The 17,555-nt window shown below is 70.1% G+C and carries 14 protein-coding genes; 5 read left to right on the top strand and 9 right to left on the bottom strand.

Translation table 11 applies throughout. The features are described from left to right. Positions 1-3: 3 nt before the first annotated feature. Positions 4-408: a PRC-barrel domain-containing protein gene (locus OMP39_RS04305; protein ID WP_264893563.1), complete on the bottom strand. Its 405-nt coding sequence runs from the start codon at positions 406-408 to the stop codon at positions 4-6. Positions 409-675: 267 nt separating this feature from the next. On the opposite strand from OMP39_RS04305, the gene OMP39_RS04300 reads away from it, so the two are divergent. Then, positions 676-3,747: a hybrid sensor histidine kinase/response regulator gene (locus OMP39_RS04300; protein WP_264893562.1), complete on the top strand. Its 3,072-nt coding sequence runs from the start codon at positions 676-678 to the stop codon at positions 3,745-3,747. A gap of 34 nt (positions 3,748-3,781) precedes the next feature. Here the strand turns inward: OMP39_RS04300 and OMP39_RS04295 are convergent, their stop codons facing one another. The 6 genes from OMP39_RS04295 to OMP39_RS04270 form a co-directional block, all read right to left on the bottom strand. Beyond that, a complete protein-coding gene (locus OMP39_RS04295; protein ID WP_264893561.1) occupies positions 3,782-4,261 on the bottom strand; it encodes a hypothetical protein in 480 nt (159 codons plus the stop codon). Positions 4,262-4,410: 149 nt separating this feature from the next. Then, positions 4,411-4,884: a DUF421 domain-containing protein gene (locus OMP39_RS04290; protein ID WP_264893560.1), complete on the bottom strand. Its 474-nt coding sequence runs from the start codon at positions 4,882-4,884 to the stop codon at positions 4,411-4,413. Between the two features lie 27 nt (positions 4,885-4,911). Continuing rightward, the gene (locus tag OMP39_RS04285; protein WP_264893559.1) at positions 4,912-5,862 is read right to left on the bottom strand and encodes a lipocalin family protein; all 951 of its coding nucleotides are present in this window, start codon (positions 5,860-5,862) and stop codon (positions 4,912-4,914) included. A gap of 9 nt (positions 5,863-5,871) precedes the next feature. Further along, complete coding sequence (locus OMP39_RS04280) at positions 5,872-6,366, bottom strand: phage holin family protein (protein ID WP_264893558.1); 495 nt, start codon at positions 6,364-6,366, stop codon at positions 5,872-5,874. A gap of 5 nt (positions 6,367-6,371) precedes the next feature. Continuing rightward, entirely contained in the window at positions 6,372-6,734 is a 363-nt protein-coding gene (locus tag OMP39_RS04275; protein WP_264893557.1) for an ElaB/YgaM/YqjD family protein, read from the bottom strand. A gap of 183 nt (positions 6,735-6,917) precedes the next feature. Continuing rightward, the gene (locus OMP39_RS04270) at positions 6,918-7,133 is read right to left on the bottom strand and encodes a GlsB/YeaQ/YmgE family stress response membrane protein (protein WP_425340660.1); all 216 of its coding nucleotides are present in this window, start codon (positions 7,131-7,133) and stop codon (positions 6,918-6,920) included. A gap of 655 nt (positions 7,134-7,788) precedes the next feature. Between OMP39_RS04270 and OMP39_RS04265 the strand changes: the two genes are divergently transcribed. Both OMP39_RS04265 and OMP39_RS04260 read left to right on the top strand, forming a co-directional pair. After that, positions 7,789-10,539, top strand: coding sequence for a hybrid sensor histidine kinase/response regulator (locus tag OMP39_RS04265; RefSeq protein WP_264893555.1), 2,751 nt, complete (start codon positions 7,789-7,791; stop codon positions 10,537-10,539). Positions 10,540-10,884: 345 nt separating this feature from the next. After that, positions 10,885-12,255 (top strand): sigma-54-dependent transcriptional regulator, encoded by a 1,371-nt coding sequence (locus tag OMP39_RS04260; protein ID WP_264893554.1) that lies wholly within the window; start codon positions 10,885-10,887, stop codon positions 12,253-12,255. A 164-nt stretch (positions 12,256-12,419) separates the two neighbouring features. Here the strand turns inward: OMP39_RS04260 and OMP39_RS04255 are convergent, their stop codons facing one another. Beyond that, complete coding sequence (locus OMP39_RS04255; protein WP_264893553.1) at positions 12,420-13,478, bottom strand: aldo/keto reductase; 1,059 nt, start codon at positions 13,476-13,478, stop codon at positions 12,420-12,422. 205 nt (positions 13,479-13,683) lie between these two features. Between OMP39_RS04255 and OMP39_RS04250 the strand changes: the two genes are divergently transcribed. Continuing rightward, complete coding sequence (locus OMP39_RS04250) at positions 13,684-14,646, top strand: thiamine pyrophosphate-dependent dehydrogenase E1 component subunit alpha (RefSeq protein WP_264893552.1); 963 nt, start codon at positions 13,684-13,686, stop codon at positions 14,644-14,646. Between the two features lie 13 nt (positions 14,647-14,659). After that, a complete protein-coding gene (locus OMP39_RS04245) occupies positions 14,660-15,631 on the top strand; it encodes an alpha-ketoacid dehydrogenase subunit beta (protein WP_264893551.1) in 972 nt (323 codons plus the stop codon). Positions 15,632-15,651: 20 nt separating this feature from the next. Here the strand turns inward: OMP39_RS04245 and OMP39_RS04240 are convergent, their stop codons facing one another. After that, positions 15,652-17,433, bottom strand: coding sequence for an acetate--CoA ligase (locus OMP39_RS04240; protein ID WP_264893550.1), 1,782 nt, complete (start codon positions 17,431-17,433; stop codon positions 15,652-15,654). Positions 17,434-17,555: the final 122 nt, after the last annotated feature.

The raw sequence follows: 17,555 nt of genomic DNA, 5'->3' as shown, positions 1-17,555 counted from the left end.
TCCTCATTCCCAGTAGGGCCGCGACCGGTACGTCGAGTGCAGCGCCTGGTGCCAGCTCATGTCGGCTTCGGCCGGCCAGTGGTCCTTGTCGAAACCCGGTGCGCTCTTGAAGAACTCCTTGTCGGCGTCCAGGATGAAGCACTTGCGCTCGGTGTCGAGCGTGAGCGCGCTCCATGGAATCGCGAACAGCTTGTCGCCCAGGCCGAGGAACCCGCCGGAAGACATGACCGCGTAGGCGATCCGTCCGCGCGGCACGTCGAGCATGATGTGGTCGATCGTGCCGAGCGTCTCGCCCTGGCGGTTGACCACCTTGTCGCCCGTGAGCGTGTCCGCGGTCATGAGCCGCGGCCCGGGGCCGCTCGCGTTGATGTCGATGCGGGCGCCTTCGCCCGAAGTGATGTCTGCCATCGTCGTACTCCTTTCCGTCGTGAGGGCCACCTCTCGGTCGGCCCGGATGCCCCCGAGCCGAGACTCGCGTCCCGGGGTGCGACTGCCCTTTAGGCGGCAACCCCCATGCCCGGGGCACCGCGCAGCCGCTGCGCTCGGTTACATTCGTTCAAGGTTGGAGGGCGTCTTCGCCGCATGATTGCGCCCTCGAGGGTGGCCGACGCAGGCGGCGGGTCGATGGGCCGTCTGCACGACACATACACAAAGCACGGGTTGTCGGGTTGTCGCATGCAGTCGTTCGGGTGGCGCCGCGTCGCAACAATCACCGCGCACGCGAGCAAGGCCTTGCGGGGGTGGCGGTTGCGTGTGCAATGGCCGGCCGCATCTCTAGGCGCCTACTGGGTGCTCGTGATCGTCATTGCGACGGTCCCCATGGCGCTGTATGTGTCCTACCTCGTCTACCGCGAGACCCTGGCCGCCCGCACCCAGCTCGAGGAAGGCCTGCGCCGCACGGCCAACACCTTCGCGCTGGCCGTGGAGCGCGAACTGGTGTCCTCGATCGATGCGCTGTCGATCCTCGCCTACGCCGAATCCCTGCAGCGCCACGACATCGCGCGCTTCTATGACACCTTGACGCGCTGGCCCACGCTGCGCGCCAGCTGGGACCACGCCTACCTCGCCGCACCGGACGGGCGCGTGCTGTTCTCGACCAAGCGCCCCTTGGGGCGGCCCGTGGGCGAACTGGCGGGCACCATCGAGTTCGAGCAACTTCGCACGCTGCGCGAGCCGGTCATCTCGGATCTGGGCGTGAGCTACGACGACACCGCCGGCCGCGGCGAGCTGGTCACGACCATCCAGGTCCCCGTCCTGAGGGACGGGCGCCTTCAGTACGTGCTGGGCGCGGTCATCCCCGCCTCCAACTGGCAAAAGCTCATGCGCGACGCGAGCGTGCCCAGCGGCGGGTTCCTGTCCCTTTACGACGGCAATTCCCGCATCATCGCGCACAGTCTGGATCCGGGCTCCCTCGGCACGGGCGAGCAGGCCGCGCTGCCCTGGGCCACGGGCGACGCGCGGGCCGGCGTGCGCCCGGCCCCCCACCGGGGCTCGGACGCGATGTACGCCGCCTGGCAACGGGTGCCGCTGGCGGGCTGGGGGGTGGGCGTGGGCGTGGAAGCCGGGCCGCTCGACCGGGCCCAGCTGGGCGCCATCGCCTCCGCGCTGGGGGCTGGCTTGCTGTCGTTCTCGATCGGCCTGGCGCTCGCCCTGGTCGTCGCCCGCCAGGTCACCGGTCCCTTGCGCCAGCTCGCGCTGTTCGGCCCGGATGCGGTGCGCCGCAACGTGGTGGTGCGCGAGATCGCGGTGCTGCGCGACGCATTGCGCTACGCCGCGGAGCAACGCGAGCTGGCCCGCCAGCGTCTACAGGCCAAGGCCGACGAGTTCGAGGCCTTGTTCAACGGCAGCCCGATCGGTCTCGTCATCGCGCAAGACCCGGATTGCCGCTCCACGCTGATGAATCCGGCGCTGGCGGCCATCCTCAATGCCTCCCCGGGCCGCTGGGGCCACGACGGGCACGAGCGGCCCCGCTCGCTGGGAGCCTCGCCGAAGATCATGCGTTACGGGCGTGAGCTGCCGCCCTCGGAACGCCCCCTGCAGCGGGCCTGCCTCGAGGGCCTGGAGACGCGCGACCTGGAGCTGGAAATCGTCTACGACGACGGGCGCAGGGTCAACCTGCTGGCCTATGCCGTGCCCTTGCGCGCAGCCGATGGCCGCCCGCGCGGCGCCGTCGGCGCGTTCGTGGACATCACCGAGCGCAAGCAGGCCGAACGGCGGCTCATCCTCGCCGAGCGCCGGCTGCGAGAGAGCCAGAACCTGGTCGAGCTCGCGCAGGAGGCCGGGCACGTCGGCTTCTTCGACTACCACTTCGCCGACGACAGCGCCGTGTGGACGTCGGGCCTCGCCAAGCTTTTCGGCGTCGAGCTCCAGGCGGTGGAGCCCGGCGCACGGGGCTGGTGGCGCCGGGTGGTGAAGGAGGACGCCCACCGGACCCGGGCCCAGATCCGGGAAGCCATCGCGCGGCACGCCGACCGCGCCACGTTCGAGTTCCGCGCCATCCGGCCGGACGGCACGCTGCGCTGGCTCGCGAGCCGGGCCTTGCTGACCTACGACGATGCCGGGCAGCCCTGGCGCATGGTGGGGGTGTGCGTGGACGTCACCGACCAGAAGCTGGTCGAGCAAGAGCGCGCCGCCTTGGTCGCCCGCGAACAAGCCGCCCGCCGGGAGGCCGAGAACGCCAACCGCGCCAAGGACGAGTTCCTCGCCATGCTCGGTCACGAGCTGCGCAACCCCCTGGGAGCCATCGCCGCGGCCGTCGAGGTGCTCAACCGGGTGGATCACCGTCACGAGACCGCCGCCAGCGCCCGTCGCATCATCGCCCGGCAGACGAGCCACCTGGCGCGGCTCATGAACGACCTGCTCGACATGGCGCGCGCCACCGCCGGCAAGATCACCCTGACACGCCAGCCTGTCAACTTGGCCCAGTTGGTCCGGCGCACGCTGGGCGCCATGGAGGTGGCCGGCTCGCTGAGGCAACACAAGCTCAGCGTCGAGTACCACGATGTGTGGATCGAGGCGGACCCGGTGCGCATGGAGCAGGTGATCACCAACCTGCTCACGAACGCCGTGAAGTACACCCCGGCAGACGGGTCGATCCACGTGCGAGTCGGCGAGGACGGCGAGCAGGCCCTGCTGGAAGTGCGCGATACCGGCATCGGTCTCGCTCCCGAGCTGCTGCCGCGCATCTTCGACCTGTTCGTCCAGGGCGAGCGCGCCTTGGACCGCCGCCAGGGCGGATTGGGGATCGGGCTCACCCTGGTGCGGCGCTTGGTCGAGCTCCACGGCGGCAGCGTGGGGGCCCACAGTGAAGGCCCCAACCGCGGCAGCACCTTCACCGTGCGACTGCCGCGCATTCACCCGTCCGGCGCCGCTCTCACGCGAACCGCCCCGGGGCCCTCGAACAGCAAGCGTGTCGTCGTGGTGGAAGACAACGACGACGCCCGCCTCGCGATCGAAAGCCTCCTCACGCTGGCGGGCCACCAGGTGCGCTCCGCCGAGGACGGCACCTCGGGCCTGCAACTGCTGCTGGAGGAAGACCCCGACCTCGCGCTGGTGGACATCGGCCTGCCCGGCCTCACCGGCTACGAGATCGCCCAGCGCGTGCGGGCGGCCGGCCGGCGCACCACCCTGGTGGCGCTGTCGGGCTACGGCCAGCCGCAGGACGTGGAGCGCGCCCTGGCGGCGGGCTTCGACGCCCACATGGTCAAGCCGGTCGATGTGACGCAGTTGCAGCGTTACCTCGGCTGAGCCCACCTCGCCTGAGCGCGCCTCGCCGGCGTCATCACGCGGGCCTCTTCGCCGGCCCCGGGGGCACGGTGCGGGCGGAGTCCTGGCCGTCGAGACGCTCGTCCTCGCCGGCCTCCTCGTCGCCCACGTCTTCGGCGGGTTCGGCCGCGGCGCCTGCGAGTGCCTCGTCGTCGAACACCTCCTCGCCCTCGGGGCCGATGATGCGGTCCGGCATGATGTCGGCTCCTTCGACGCCTCGCGGCTCGCGGCCGGCCGCGGTGGCCTCCCCGGTGCCGCCGTGATCGCTGTCGCCGTCCATCTCGGCGTCACCCACATCGGCTCCCGCCCCCGCGGCCCGCCCGATGTCGGAGATGGGCCCGCCGTCGAGGTCGTCCGGCAGGTGGTCGATCGCCCCCGGTGCGCCGGCGATGTCGCTGCCGGTGTCCGACGTGTCGCTGGGACCGAGATCGCGCAGCGTGCGCCCGCTGGGCTGCTGGGGCGAACGGTCGCCGCCCAGGATGTTGCTGTGTGCCATGAAGCTCTCCTTCGCCAGGCACCCGCCCGGTCACCGGAGGTGCCCGGGCTGTCGCGCCGCGGGCGGAGCCGCAGGCGGGGGTGCGGTGTTCCTGCATGTCGCAGCAAGCGCGGTGCCCCGCAAGCAGCACGAGACCGCGCCCCGCCCGCTCAGCGCCTGCGAATGACGCTCAGGCTGCCGTCGCTTTCCATGTAGGCCACCTTCACCTGCGACAGGTCCTCGATGCCCTTCTGGCGCAGGTGCGCCTTCAGCTCCTCCACCGGCAGGAACTCCTTGCGCAGGTTGCGGTAGAGGATGCGTCCCCGCCACACCAGCGGCAACGGAGGCGGCTCGGCCAGCCGGCGCACCCATTCGAAGCGGAAGCTGGCCCAGTCCAACAGGTAGTTCCAGGAGACGATCGTGGCCACCAGCAGCGCTCCCTCGCTCACCGTCTTGTAGCCGCCGGCCATCGCGTTCTGGGAGGCATCCGCGATGAGCACGAGCAGCAGCACGTCGGCAATCGCCACCGAGCCGACGTCGCGCCGCACGATGAAGCGGAAGATGAGAAACAGGAACCAGTAGACCAAGGTGCCGCGCAGGACGATCTCCCACACCGGCACCTCCAGCGCGAACAAGGCCTCCATGAGCAGGGAGCCCCGCGAAGGGCCCGGTCACAGACCCGGACGCGCTGCGGAGCGGCCCTCGCGCTCGGGGACCGGCCAGGTCATGGCCGCCTCCTGGCTTTGCGCCTGCGGCGCGGCCGCCTCCACATGGGCCTGCGCCACCTTGCGCGGTTCATGCGCCGTGCGCACCAGCCGCTGCACGTCGAAACCCTGGGCCGCCGCCCGCGCCACGAAGGCCTGGTAGCCCGACTCGTCCAGCGCCGGCGTGCGCGCCAGAATCCACAACCGGTCGCGCTCCGGCGTGCCCACCATCAGGGCTTGACCGTCCCCGCTCAGATCGAGCACCCAGTGGTCGGCCCAGCTGCCCGGCCACCAGCGCAGCCAGAAAGGCGCGCCGGTGAGTTCGAGCTGGGCCAGCGTGACCGCGCCCGGTGCAAGGCGGGCGGCGAAGTGCGCGACGTGCTCGCTGCCGTCGCCCCGGCGGCCGCGCTCGACCACCTCCAGGCTCCCGTCGTCGTGCCACAGGTACTCCAGCGTCACGTCGCTCGCCACCTCGCGCGCCGGGTGGGCGGGCAGGCGGGCGATCTCGTACCACTGTCCGGCCAGCAAGGAGGGGTCGAGCTCCGCCACCAACTCCAGGGGCTCGGGCTCCTTCACGTGAAAGGGCAGCCCCAGACCGGCAAGGAAGCTCGCTCCCTTGCGGCCCACGAGGGGCGCTGCCGCAGAGGCCACCAGCGGCAGGAAAGCCGGTCCGAGCAGATGGTGCCACCACGGGGCCCGACCGCCGGGCCGAGACGCGGCCCGGCGACGGCTGTAGCGCCGCAAGGCCAGCCCGCTGGCCGCGGTGACCACGCCGCCCAAGGCCAGCGATTTCAGACGGCGGCGCCCGGCACGGTGCAACTCGTGCCACTGGGCCGCCGCCCGCGCGTCCTGCCACTCCACCCGGGCTTCGCACTGACGGATCTCATCCTCGAGCCGGCGCAACGTCGAACGCAACATGGCGACCTCTCACGAGCGGGGGCCCGGCGGCTGCGGCGCCACCCCGCCGCGCAACTGCCGCACCGTGGCGGGAAACCCCAGTTGAGGAACAAGCTTGCGCATGGCCGCGCCGAGCACGGCGGCCACGACGACATTGGACGCCGCGATCACCACCACGGCCACCGCCCAGTGCAAGCCGGCGTTGAGCACCAGCCACACCGCAATGCCGCCCATCAGCGCCAGCCACGCGGTGACGACGAGCACGGCCGCCATCACGCCGTACAGCACGATCTGCACGAGGGCGAGCCCGCTGCGCTGAGCCTCCAACGAAAACAGGCGCATGCGCTCCTGGAGCACCCCGCGCACCTCCTCCCACGTCAGGCCCAGGGCGTGCGTGAAAGAGGTGGCCGCAGGGGCGGTGCCCGCCCCGGGCGGCGCCGCCTCGCCGGCGGGCGGCAACCCTGCCGACGAGGCACCGACCTCCGAGGGCGATCCGGCTTCCGGCGCGATGGTCGGGCGCTCCATCGTGGTCACCGGTGGTGGGTCATGCGCGCGATGACCATGCCCGCCAGCGCGGCGATCGCCAGCGAAGTGAACGGGTGCTCGCGCACGTAACCGCGGGCCGCCTCCACCCACTCCTGCTCCATCGAGCTCCACTCGCTCGCCTTGCCGCGCATCTGCTCGCGCAGGTTGGTGGTCGTGCCGCGCATGCGCTCCAGTGCCGGACCGGCCTTGGCGGCCAGCTTGTCCACCGTCTCGTGGGCCGTCTGCGCGAGACGGTCCACCGTGGCGTGCGCGCTGGAGGCGCTGGTGCCGGCCCCGGTAGCCGACGAGGTCGCCGAGTTGGTGCCCGACATCCCGGTACCGATCGAGGTGCTCGGTTGGTTTTCCATGAACGTGCTCCCGTTTAAGCGGCGGGCCTGCCGGCCACGTGGCTCGGTGCCCGCGGACCCGTCATCGCCTGCTCGCGCAAGGGGCCGCGGCCCCTTGTCGAGAAGGCTGCATGACGAAGGCTGCACCGGCGTAAGACCCGCATGGTTGGTAGGAATTTCGGCCAGTTTTTCTGAAGGATTCCCTCAGCGCACGCTGCCTCGACGGAAAAGGTTGACGATCGCAAGCAGCACGATCGCACCCACCAGCGACACCAGCATGGCGCCGATACTGAAGCTGTCCTGGTTGATGCTGGGGACCCCCACCAGCGGGGAGATCAGCCACCCGCCCAGCGCAGCGCCGACGATGCCGACCACGACATTGAGGATGACGCCCTGCTGAGCGTCAGTGCGCATGATCATGCTGGCGATCCAGCCGATCACTCCTCCTACGACTAGCCATACGATGAAATTGACCACGGCAGCTCCTTCCAGTTGAAGTGACACAGACTGTGCACGCGTTGCTCGCATGGGGCACGCGCCCACGCCCCCTCCGAGCAACGTTTGTGCCGCGCACTTGTAGGACTGCCGGCGACCGACTCGGGCACGCGCGTTGCTAGCCCCATGCCGTGCATCCGAGGGACGGCCGACCCGGCGGCGCTGCGGCGCGGCGCGGGGGGCCGCCCATTGCATTCGGATCGATGGCACCGCTTCGGCCGGCCCGTGCCGCGACTGCGAAGCGGAATGTGTAGGAGAGAACAGCATGCGCCGCCACGCAGTCCAGCCGCCCCCGCCAGGGGCGTCCGCCGCGAGCGAGGCCTCCGAGGCCGCGGCACAGCCCGGTTCGCCCGACACTTCGGGCACCGCGCGCGCCGACGGCTCGCAAGAAGCCTCCGACCTCTGCAACGACACCGCCACCTGGGGCACCCCCAGACCGGTACGTCCCGGGTGCCCGCCCTGGGAGCGCTCGGCCCGGTACCGCTGAAGCGGCCGCCCGTTCGGCGGCAGGCTGCCACCGCCGCCCCCTGTCCCGTCCTCGTGGTCGTCACTCGCGTTGCTTACGTTTCCCACCCCTCCCATGCTCACCGACGCCGGCGTCGCGCTCGGCGAGTTGCACTTCGTGGTCCTCGAGCCCGATGACGGCGCCGCGCCCTGGGTAGCCAGCGCCGCTGGCGCCGTCGACGAACTGCTCGGCATGCCCCCCGGTGATCTCATCGGCCGGCCGCTGGCCGACGTGATCGAGGACGTCGATCCGCGGGATCACCGCGACGAACCGGGCGCGAGCGGGGAGCCGCTCGTCGCGCGACTGTGCGCGGGCACGCGCGCGCAGGGGTTCGTGCGCCTGCAGCGCTTGCACACGGTGGCACACGAGGCTTGGCTCGTGAGCTTCCACACGCTGCAGCCCCGGCCCGTGAAGGGCCAACAGAGCTTGCCGGCGCTGGCGGGCCTGCCTTTCGCTGGGCTGGCGCATGCGGTGCCGGCGCTGTTGTTCGCCTGCTCGCCGGACGGCAGCGCGGTGTACGTCAACCAGCAATGGTTCGAGTACACCGGCCTCGCGCCCGCCGGGCCGATCGCCGAGCAATGGGTCGATCTGGTGCACCCCCACGACCGACGCGTCCTCGCCCAGCACTGGCACCGGGCGCAATCGGCAGGCGGCGTCTTCGAGGCCGAGTTCCGCCTGCGCGATGCGCAGGGCCGCTACCGCTGGCATCTGTGTCGCGCGCGGCTGCTGTCGCGGGCAGACGGCTCCCCGATGCTGTGGGCCGGCATCGCCACCGAGATCGAGCACCAGAAACTCATCGAGGACGCCCTGGACCGGCGCGAGCGCGAGTTCCGCACTTTGGTCGAGAACGCGCCGGACATCATCACCCGGCTGGACCTGCAGTTGCGCCACGTGTATGCCAACCGAGCGATCGAGTCGGCGTTCGGCGTACCGCCCGCGGCGCTCATCGGCCGCACGAGCGCCGAGGCGGGCTTGCCGGTGCAGGTGGCCCAGGCATGGCGTGCGGCGGCCCTCGCGGCGCTCGCCCAAGGCGAGGAGCAGGAGTGCCAGTTCACCGTGCAGCGCCCGCCGGGCGCAGAACCGCGCCAGGGGCACTACATCTGCCGCCTGATCCCTGAACTCGACCGCCATGGCGAGATCGAGAGCGTGCTGTGCATCGCCTACGACATCACGCAGCGCCGCCATGCCGTCTCCGCGCTCGAGGAAAGCGAGCAGCGCTTCCGCCAGTTCGCCGAAAGCAGCGAGGACGTGTTCTGGCTCGCCGACGTGGACGGGGGCGAACTGCTCTACGTGAGCCCGGCCTTCGAACGGCTGTGGGGCCTGCCCGTGCAGGCCGTCCGTCAACGCCCGCAGTGCTGGACGGACGCCGTCGTGCCCGCCGACCGCCACCATCTGCGCGAGCCCTTCTTCGCGGACGCCGCGCAGCACGATGCCGTGCGCGAGTACCGGATTCGCAGGCCCGACGGCGACATCCGGTGGATCCGCGATCGGCGCTTCCTGCTGCGCGACCAGGCCGGCCGCCCGGTGCGCATCGGCGGCATCGCCGAGGACATCACCGAGCGCAAGCACCGCGAGATCGAACGCGAGGAGCTGCTCGAGCGCGAGCGCAGCGCCCGTGCCGAGGCCGAGGCGCTCGCCTCGGCCAAGGACGAGTTCCTGGCCGTCGTCTCGCACGAACTGCGCTCGCCTCTCAACGCAATTCGCGGCTGGGCTCACGTGCTGAGGCAGACCGGCGGACTGAGCGAAGCGCAGACCAAGGCGCTGGACGCCATCGACCGCAACACGCAGGCCCAGGCCCGTATGGTGGACGACTTGCTGGACACGCAGCGCCTGCTGCGCAGCAAGGTCCAGCTCGAGAGCCGCAGCGTGGCGTTGGCACCGGTGGTCGAGCAGGCGGTCGACACCTTCCGCCCCGCGGTGCAGGCCAAGGGCATCTCGCTGGAGGTGCACCACGACCCGAGCCTCGAGAGGGTGAGCGTCGATGTGGAGCGTCTGCGCCAGGCGCTGGTGAACCTCATCTCCAACGCGGTCAAGTTCACGCCCGAAGGCGGGCACATCCACATCGGGACGCGCCGTGCGGGCGCCGCCTTCGAGATCGAGGTGCGGGACTCGGGCATCGGCATCGACCCGTCCCTGCTGCCGACGATCTTCGACCGCTTCCGGCAGGCCGACGCCTCCAGCACGCGGCGGCAAGGGGGGCTCGGCCTGGGCCTCACCCTGGCCCGGCAGCTGGTGGAGCTGCACGGAGGACGCCTCCACGCGCGCAGCGAAGGCCGGGGCCGGGGAGCGGCCTTCGTGATCGAGCTGCCCTCCTCGCGCCTGGTGGGCGTCGAACGCGACGCCCCCTCGCCCGCACCCGCATCGCCGGCCCACCCGCAGCGGCATCTGCTCGCAGGCAAGCAAGCCGTCATCGTCGAGGACGACCCGGACGGCCGCGAGATTCTCCAGTTCATCTTGCGCGAGCACGGGGTGCAGGTGTGCGCTTTCGACCGATCGCTTTCTGCTTACAGCTACCTGAGCGAACAGGCCCCGCAGGGCCGTCCCGATGTGCTGATCTCCGACATCGCGATGCCGGACGAGGACGGTTACGGGTTTCTTCGGCGCTGGCGCGCCCAGGAGGCCCGGCAGGGTTGGCGCCGTCTGCCGGCCCTGGCCCTCACCGCGTTCTCCAGCGCACAGGACCGCGCCCGGGCGATGCGCGCGGGTTTCGACGCACACCTGGGCAAGCCCATCGACTCGCATGCGCTCGTCGATGCGCTGGTCCATCTGCTGCAGCCAGCCTCTGCCGGCGAGAAGCGACGCGCCGAAACGTTTTGTCGGAACTAAAACGAGCCACTACCCCTGGACACGCGGTTCGTAACTTCCCCGCAGGGTCTTGTCGATTGAAAACTCGAGCTTCGCCTCGATAATCGACTCACGTCGCGAGAGCGATCAGAAAGGTCAGCCGTATGGTGGAGGGGTCCCGCAACGCCGCTGCGCGCGCAATGAATCGGCACCGCTTTGCGATGCGACAGCGGTGCCGACTCTGCGCGGCGATGCAAGGGCAGGGATGCGAGGCGGGCCTCGCCGCCAAGCCCAGCCCTCTTGCCTCAGCGCCGCCGAAAGCGCTGCGCCGAGGCTGACTCGAAGTTCAACACGAGCCCGGCCACAGGGCTCTGCCTGGAGGAACACATGGGCCACGCACTCATCGTCGAGGACGATGCCGATTCGGCCGAAATGATGGCGGCCTTGATCGCGAGCGAGGGCTTCACTGCAGCCACCGCCAACAGCCTGCGCGATGCGCGTCGGCAGCTGGCGCTGCAGGAGCCCGACATCGTGCTGCTGGATCTGATGCTGCCCGACGGCAGCGGGATGGAGCTGTTCAACGATCCGCAGACGCTCGCCAATTCGGAGGTCGTGCTGATCACCGGCCACGCCAGCCTGGAGACTTCGATCCAAGCGCTGCGCCTGGGCGCCGCCGACTATCTCATCAAGCCCATCAACATCAAGCAGTTGCAGGGCATCCTGTCGCGCGTCATGCGCCCGTCCAAGTTGCGCGCCGAGCTGGCCGACATGAAGGCCGAGTTCGAGCGCACCGGCCGTTTCGGCCTGCTGTGGGGGCGTTCGACGTCCATGCAGCGCGTCTACGAGCAGATCGGCCGCGTCTCCGGGACGGCGATCACCGTGCTCATCACCGGCGAAAGCGGCACCGGCAAGGAAGTCGTCGCGCAAACCATCCATGAGCTGAGCCGCCGGCGCAAGAAGCTCTTCCTCGCGGTGAACTGCGGGGCCATCTCCCCGCAACTCATCGAAAGCGAGATCTTCGGCCACGAGAAAGGCGCCTTCACGGGCGCCGACCGCATGCACCAGGGCTTCTTCGAGCGCGCCCACGGGGGGACGCTGTTCCTGGACGAGATCACCGAGATGCCGCTCGAGTTGCAGGTCAAGCTCCTGCGCGTGCTCGAGACGGGCACCTTCATGCGTGTGGGTTCCACCACCCCGATCGAGGCCGACGTGCGCATCATCGCCGCGACCAACCGGGTGCCGGAGCAGGCCGTGGCCCAGGGCAAGCTGCGGGAGGATTTGCTCTACCGCCTGAACGTCTTCCCGATCAATCTGCCCCCGCTGCGCGACCGCATCGAGGACATTCCGCTGCTGGCAGAGCACTTCCTGCACGACATCTGCAAGCGCGAAGGCGAGAACAAGCGCTTCGCGCCGCAAGCCCTGCAGAAGATGCAAAGCCATCGCTGGCCCGGCAACGTGCGCGAGTTGCGCAACGTGGTGCAGCGCGCCTACGTAATGGAAGAAGGCCCCGTCATCGGTGACGAGTGGCTGGTCTTCGACGCCCCGAGCGCGCAGGAGCAGAAGGGCCCGTACATCACCGTGCGTGTCGGCACCCCGCTGGCCGATGTCGAGCGCTCGCTGATCCTCGCCACCTTGCAGCACTTCAACAGCCACAAGGAAAAGACGGCCGCCGCGCTGGGCGTGAGCCTCAAGACGCTGTACAACCGGCTCAAGGAGTACTCGCAGGAGGGCTCCTCGGGTGGAAGCGAATCGAGTTGAGGGTGCTCAGCACTGCCCGACCTTCACGGGCGTGGGCTTGAGCACGCTCCTCGTACTCGTACAGGTGCGGCTCGAACGCCACCCCATGCTCGCGCAGCATCGTGGTGGCCGGTGTTTCGCCAGCGTGGTCGCGTCGTCCCATGTCGTCGGCCAAGCCCCTCTCTTCACTGCGCCGGGTCGCGCATCTCCCAGCGCACCTGGTCGATCGCCTGCAGGAGCTCGGGCGACAGCGTCGTGCCCCAGGCGTCCAGGTCCTCGTCGAGCTGCTCGCGCGTCGTGACGCCGATGATGGTGCTCGTCACCAACCACTTCGTGTAGCAGTAGGCCAGTGCCATGCGCGTGGGCGTGAGCCCGTGCTGGCGCGCCAGGGCGTTGTAGCGGCGCGCGGCCGCGAGCGCGTCCGCGCGGCCCCAGCGCTGCTTCTTCATAGAGTCGTAGATCGCAAGACGCCCCGCCCCCGTACCGGCCGCCAAGCCGCACTCGTCATACTTGCCGGTCAGCAGACCGAAGCCCAGCGGCGAGTACGCGAGCAGCGACACGCCGGTGCGGTACAACACTTCGTCCAGGCCGTTCTCGACCGAGCGGTTCACGAGGCAGTACGGGTTCTGCACGCTGACCACGCGAGGCAGGCCGTGCTGCTCGGCCACGTGCAGGAACTCCATCACCCCGTAGGGCGTCTCGTTCGACAGGCCGATGGCGCGCACCTTGCCGGCCTTCACCAGCTTGCCCATCGCATCCAGCTGTTCGTGGATCGAGCTCACCTGCTTGTCACGCGCCGGGTCGAAATAGATCGCGCCGAACATCGGCGCGTTGCGCACGGGCCAGTGGATCTGGTAGAGGTCGATGCGGTCGGTACGCAGGCGCCGGAGGCTCGCGTCGCACGCGGCGATGATGTCCGCGCCCGTGAGGTCGGGGCTAGCGTTGCGGATCCAGTCGTAGCCTCGGGCCGGGCCGGCCACCTTGGATGCGAGCACCACGCCGTCTCGCACGCCGGGCCGCGAGGCGAACCAGTTGCCCAGGATGCGCTCGGTGGCCCCGAAAGTCTCTGCACGCGGCGGCACCGAGTACATCTCCGCGGTGTCGAGGAAGTTGATGCCGCGCTCCAGCGCGCGGTCCATGATGGCGTGGGCGGTCGCTTCGTCGACCTGCTCGCCGAAGGTCATCGTGCCCAGGCACACTCTGGACACGCTGAGATCGCTGTCTCCCAGCTTGACGTACTCCATTCGGTCCTCCATGAAGACCGTCAGTGTGCCGCATGCCGCGCGAACCCGCAGGCAGGGCCGTTTGTCAGCCGCTCCGACTAAAACTGTCCTCAAGCCTTCTTAAAAGAATCTTAGGCTCCCTCGCCGCGCGACAAAGCGGGGCGCGCCGCGCCTACAGTTCGCCTCCTGACCACGCCCACGACGGGCCGGAGCCCAGGAGGACACGATGCACCGCCCGCTTTCAGACACCGAACAGGTCTCCATGCTGGAGGCCATGCAACTGATCCGTCGCCACGAGGAACGGCTCGCCGAACTGCAGGCCGCTGGCCGCGCAGCAGGCACCTGCACCGCCGTCGGCCAGGAAGCCGCAGCGGTCGGCGTCGTGCACGCGCTCGGCGCGGACGACCTCATCCTCACCAACCACCGCAGCGCCGGGCACTTGCTGGCCCGTGGCGCCGACCCCGGCCGGCTGATCGCCGAGATCCTGGGCCGCAGCACCGGCTACTGCAAGGGCAAGAGCGGCTCGTTGCACGTCTCGGCCAGGGAGCTGGGCATCGTGCTCACCTCGACAATCGTTGGCGGCGAGCTCTCGCTCGCTCCCGGTGTGGCGCTCGCGCAGAGGATGCAGGGTCGCCCCGGCGTCGTCGCCTGCTTCTTCGGCGATGGCGCGGCTTGCGAGGGCATCTTCCACGAGGCGCTCAACCTCGCGGTCGTGTGGAAGTTGCCGGTGCTCTTCGTCTGCGAGAACAACCAGTGGCAGGCCTACGTGCATCGCAAGGAGACGATGCCTCAGGACCACGTGCGACCCTGGGCGGCCGCGCACGGTTTGCCGGCGGTGGTGGTGGACGGCAACGACGTCGAAGCCGTCCATGCCGCCGCCCGGCATGCGGTGGACACGATCCGGGTCCAAGGCGGCCCGTGCTTCATCGAAGCCGTCACCTACCGGCTGCGCGGTCACTTCGAGCCCGACGATCAGGGCTATGTGGACGCGGATGAACTGACCGCCTGGAAGAGCCGCGATCCCATCCAGCTCCTCGCCCGCCGGTTGATCGACCGGGGCGTGCTCTCCGAGGGCGAATGGGCCCACGTCCGGCAGCGGGTCGAGGCCACGCTCGACGCCGCCTTCGCCTTCGCCGAGGCGTCGCCCTTCCCCTCGGCGGACGAGCTGATCACCGACGTCTACGCCTGAACGAGGAACCGCCATGCACACGATGACCGTCAACCAAGCCATCGCCAGCGCGCTGGCCGAGGAGATGCGGCGCGACGAGCGAGTCCTCATGTTCGGAGAGGGTGTCGCGACCAAGCGCGCGGATCTGATGCAGGAGTTCGGCGCCGAGCGGGTACGCAACACGCCGCTGGCCGAAGCCATCATCGCGGGCACCGCGGCCGGTGCGGCGGCAATGGGCCTGCGGCCGGTGGTGGACCTGCTCTTCGCGCCGTTCATGACGCTGGCGATGGACGCCCTGGTCAACAGTGCCGGCAAGCTGCGCTACCTCTCGGGCGGGCAGTTCAGCTTCCCGATGGTGGCGCTGGCCCATACGGGCGCCGGCTGGGGCGTGGGCGCCCAGCACAACCACAACCTGGAGGCCCTGTTCGTCCACGCGCCCGGGTTGAAGGTCGTGATGCCCTCAACGGCGGACGACTTCAAGGGTTTGCTCAAGTCGGCCATACGCGACGACAACCCAGTGATCTTCTTCATCGACCTTGCCCTCGGCGAGGCCGCGGGGCCGGTGCCCGCGGGCGACCACCTCGTGCCGATCGGCCAGTCGGTGGTTCGGCGCGCGGGATGCGACGTGACGCTCGTCTCCTACGCCAAGACCGTGGGCCACTGCTTGCGCGCCGCCGAGTCGCTCGCGCAACGCGGCATCTCCGCCGAGGTGCTGGACCTGCGCAGCCTCAAACCGCTGGATGAGGCGGGCCTCCTCGCGTCGGTGCGCAAGACGGGCCGGCTCGTCGTGGTGCACGAGGCGAGCCGCACCTGCGGCGTGGGGGCGGAGATCGCCGCGCTCGTCGTGGAACGGGCGTTCCCGCTGCTCAAGGCGCCGGTCGTGCGGCTCACTGGGCCGGACGCCCCCGCGCCGTCCTCGCGGCCGCTGGAGCAGGCGTTCGTGCCGCAGGCGCCGGCGATCGAACAGGCCGTCCTGGCGCTGCTGCGCGAACCGGCCTTGTCCTGAGGACCGGCGGGAGCGGCCGTTCAGACCTCCGCCCCGGTGCGGCTCTGGCGGGCCCGCTCCTCCTCGCGCTGGCGCAGCACGCGCCGCTGGACCTTGCCGGTGGTCGTCATCGGCAGCGCGTCGATGAACTCGATCTCCTTCGGGTACTCGTACGGCGCCAGCCGCCCGCGCACATGGTGCTGCAGTTCCTGCACCAGCCGCTCGTCGCCGACGTGGCCCGGTGCCAGCACCACGTAGGCCTTGACCAACGCGCCGCGTTGCGGGTCGGGTTTGGGCACGACCGCCGCGTTGGCCACCGCGGGATGCTTGACGAGGCAGTTCTCGATCTCGCTCGGGCCGATGCGGTAGCCGGCCGACTTGAACACATCGTCGCTGCGCCCCTGGTACCAGAGGTAGCCGTCCTCGTCCATCACCGCGGTGTCGCCCGTGCGGCACCAGGAGTTGTCCGGGTCGCCCGTGAACTTGGCGCGGGTGGCCGTCTCGTTGCGCCAGTAACCGAGGAAGAACACGGGGTCCGGATCGCCGTGGATGTCGCAGCGGTGCACCGCCACGTCGCCCGGCGTACCGGGCGGGCATTCACGACCCTCGTCGTCGATGACCGCCACGCGATGGCCCGGGTAAGGCCTGCCCATGCTGCCCGGCCGCGCGGGCCACAAGCGCGCGCAGTTGCCGACCACGTAGTTGATCTCGGTCTGGCCGAACATCTCGTTGATGGTGACGCCGAGCTTTTCCTCGCCGTAGGCGAACACGGCATCACCCACCGCCTCGCCGGCGCTCATGATGGCCTGCAGGTGCAACTGGTAGTGCTCCCGCGGGTTCGGCACTGCCTTCATCATCGCCTTGAGCGCGGTCGGAAAGAGAAACGTGTGCGTGACGCGGTACCGCTCCATCAGTCCGAAGGCCTTCTCGGCGTCGAAACGGCCCTGGTAGGCGACGATCGGGCGCCCGAAGTAAAGCGTGGGCAACAGGGCGTCCATCAGTCCGCCCGTCCAGGCCCAGTCCGCTGGCGACCAGAAGACCTGGCCCCCCGCTCCCGCGGCCGCCGGCATCTCGGCCGCCTCACCCGGTGTCGCCTGCTCGCCGGAAGGCGCCTGCGACGCAAACGGCTCGAAGCCAAACCAATTCTGGCTCGCAACGAAACCCGGCAGGTTGCCGATGAGCGCGCGGTGGGGGATGAGCGCGCCCTTGGGGGGGCCGGTCGTGCCGCTGGTGTAGATGAGCACGGCCGGGTCGTCGGCGTGCGTCAGCCGCGCGCTGTAGACCGAGGACTCCCGGGCGAGCGCCGCCTCCCAGTCGATGTCACCCTGGCCTTGCGCCGCGCCGACGGCCACCACGCACTGCAACGCCGGCGCACCCGCCCGGGCGGCGAGCAGATTGGCGATCGAGCTCTCGTCGGCAATGGCGACCTTGGCCTCGCTGTCGGCCAGCCGGTACTCCAGCGCCTCGGGTCCGAAGAGCATGGACAACGGCATTGCGACCGCGCCCATCTGGTAGATCGCCATGTGGGCGATCGCCGTTTCGACGCGCTGCGGCATCACGACGGCCACGCGGTCTCCGGGCGCGACCCCCAGCCGCTCCAGCAGGTGCGAAAGCCGGTTGGCACGCGCCTGCAACTCCCCGTAGGTGAGCGCACTTTGCCGGCCGTCCTCATGCTCGTGCAGGATCGCCGGCGCCTCGGCGCGGCTGCGTGCCCACCGCGTGCAGCACACCTGCGCGATGTTGAACAGCGCCGGCACGTGCCAGCGGAACTGGCGGTAGATGGCCTCGTAATGATCGGTCCCCGGACGGCGAGTGGTTGTCATGCGCTTGTTCTCCTCGCGCCGAGATTAACCGGCCGCGCCTCGGCCGGGCATCGGGGCGGTCCCGGGCCGCGCACTCTTGGGCCTCACGGCCGCTCGCCGGCGCGGAATCAGGGAAAATGCGC

It is taken from the genome of Schlegelella aquatica, from assembly GCF_026013905.1.
Classification (GTDB): Bacteria; Pseudomonadota; Gammaproteobacteria; order Burkholderiales; family Burkholderiaceae_C; genus Caldimonas; species Caldimonas aquatica.
Note: the sequence above shows the minus strand (reverse complement) of the source record. Positions and strands in the feature narration are given on the sequence as shown.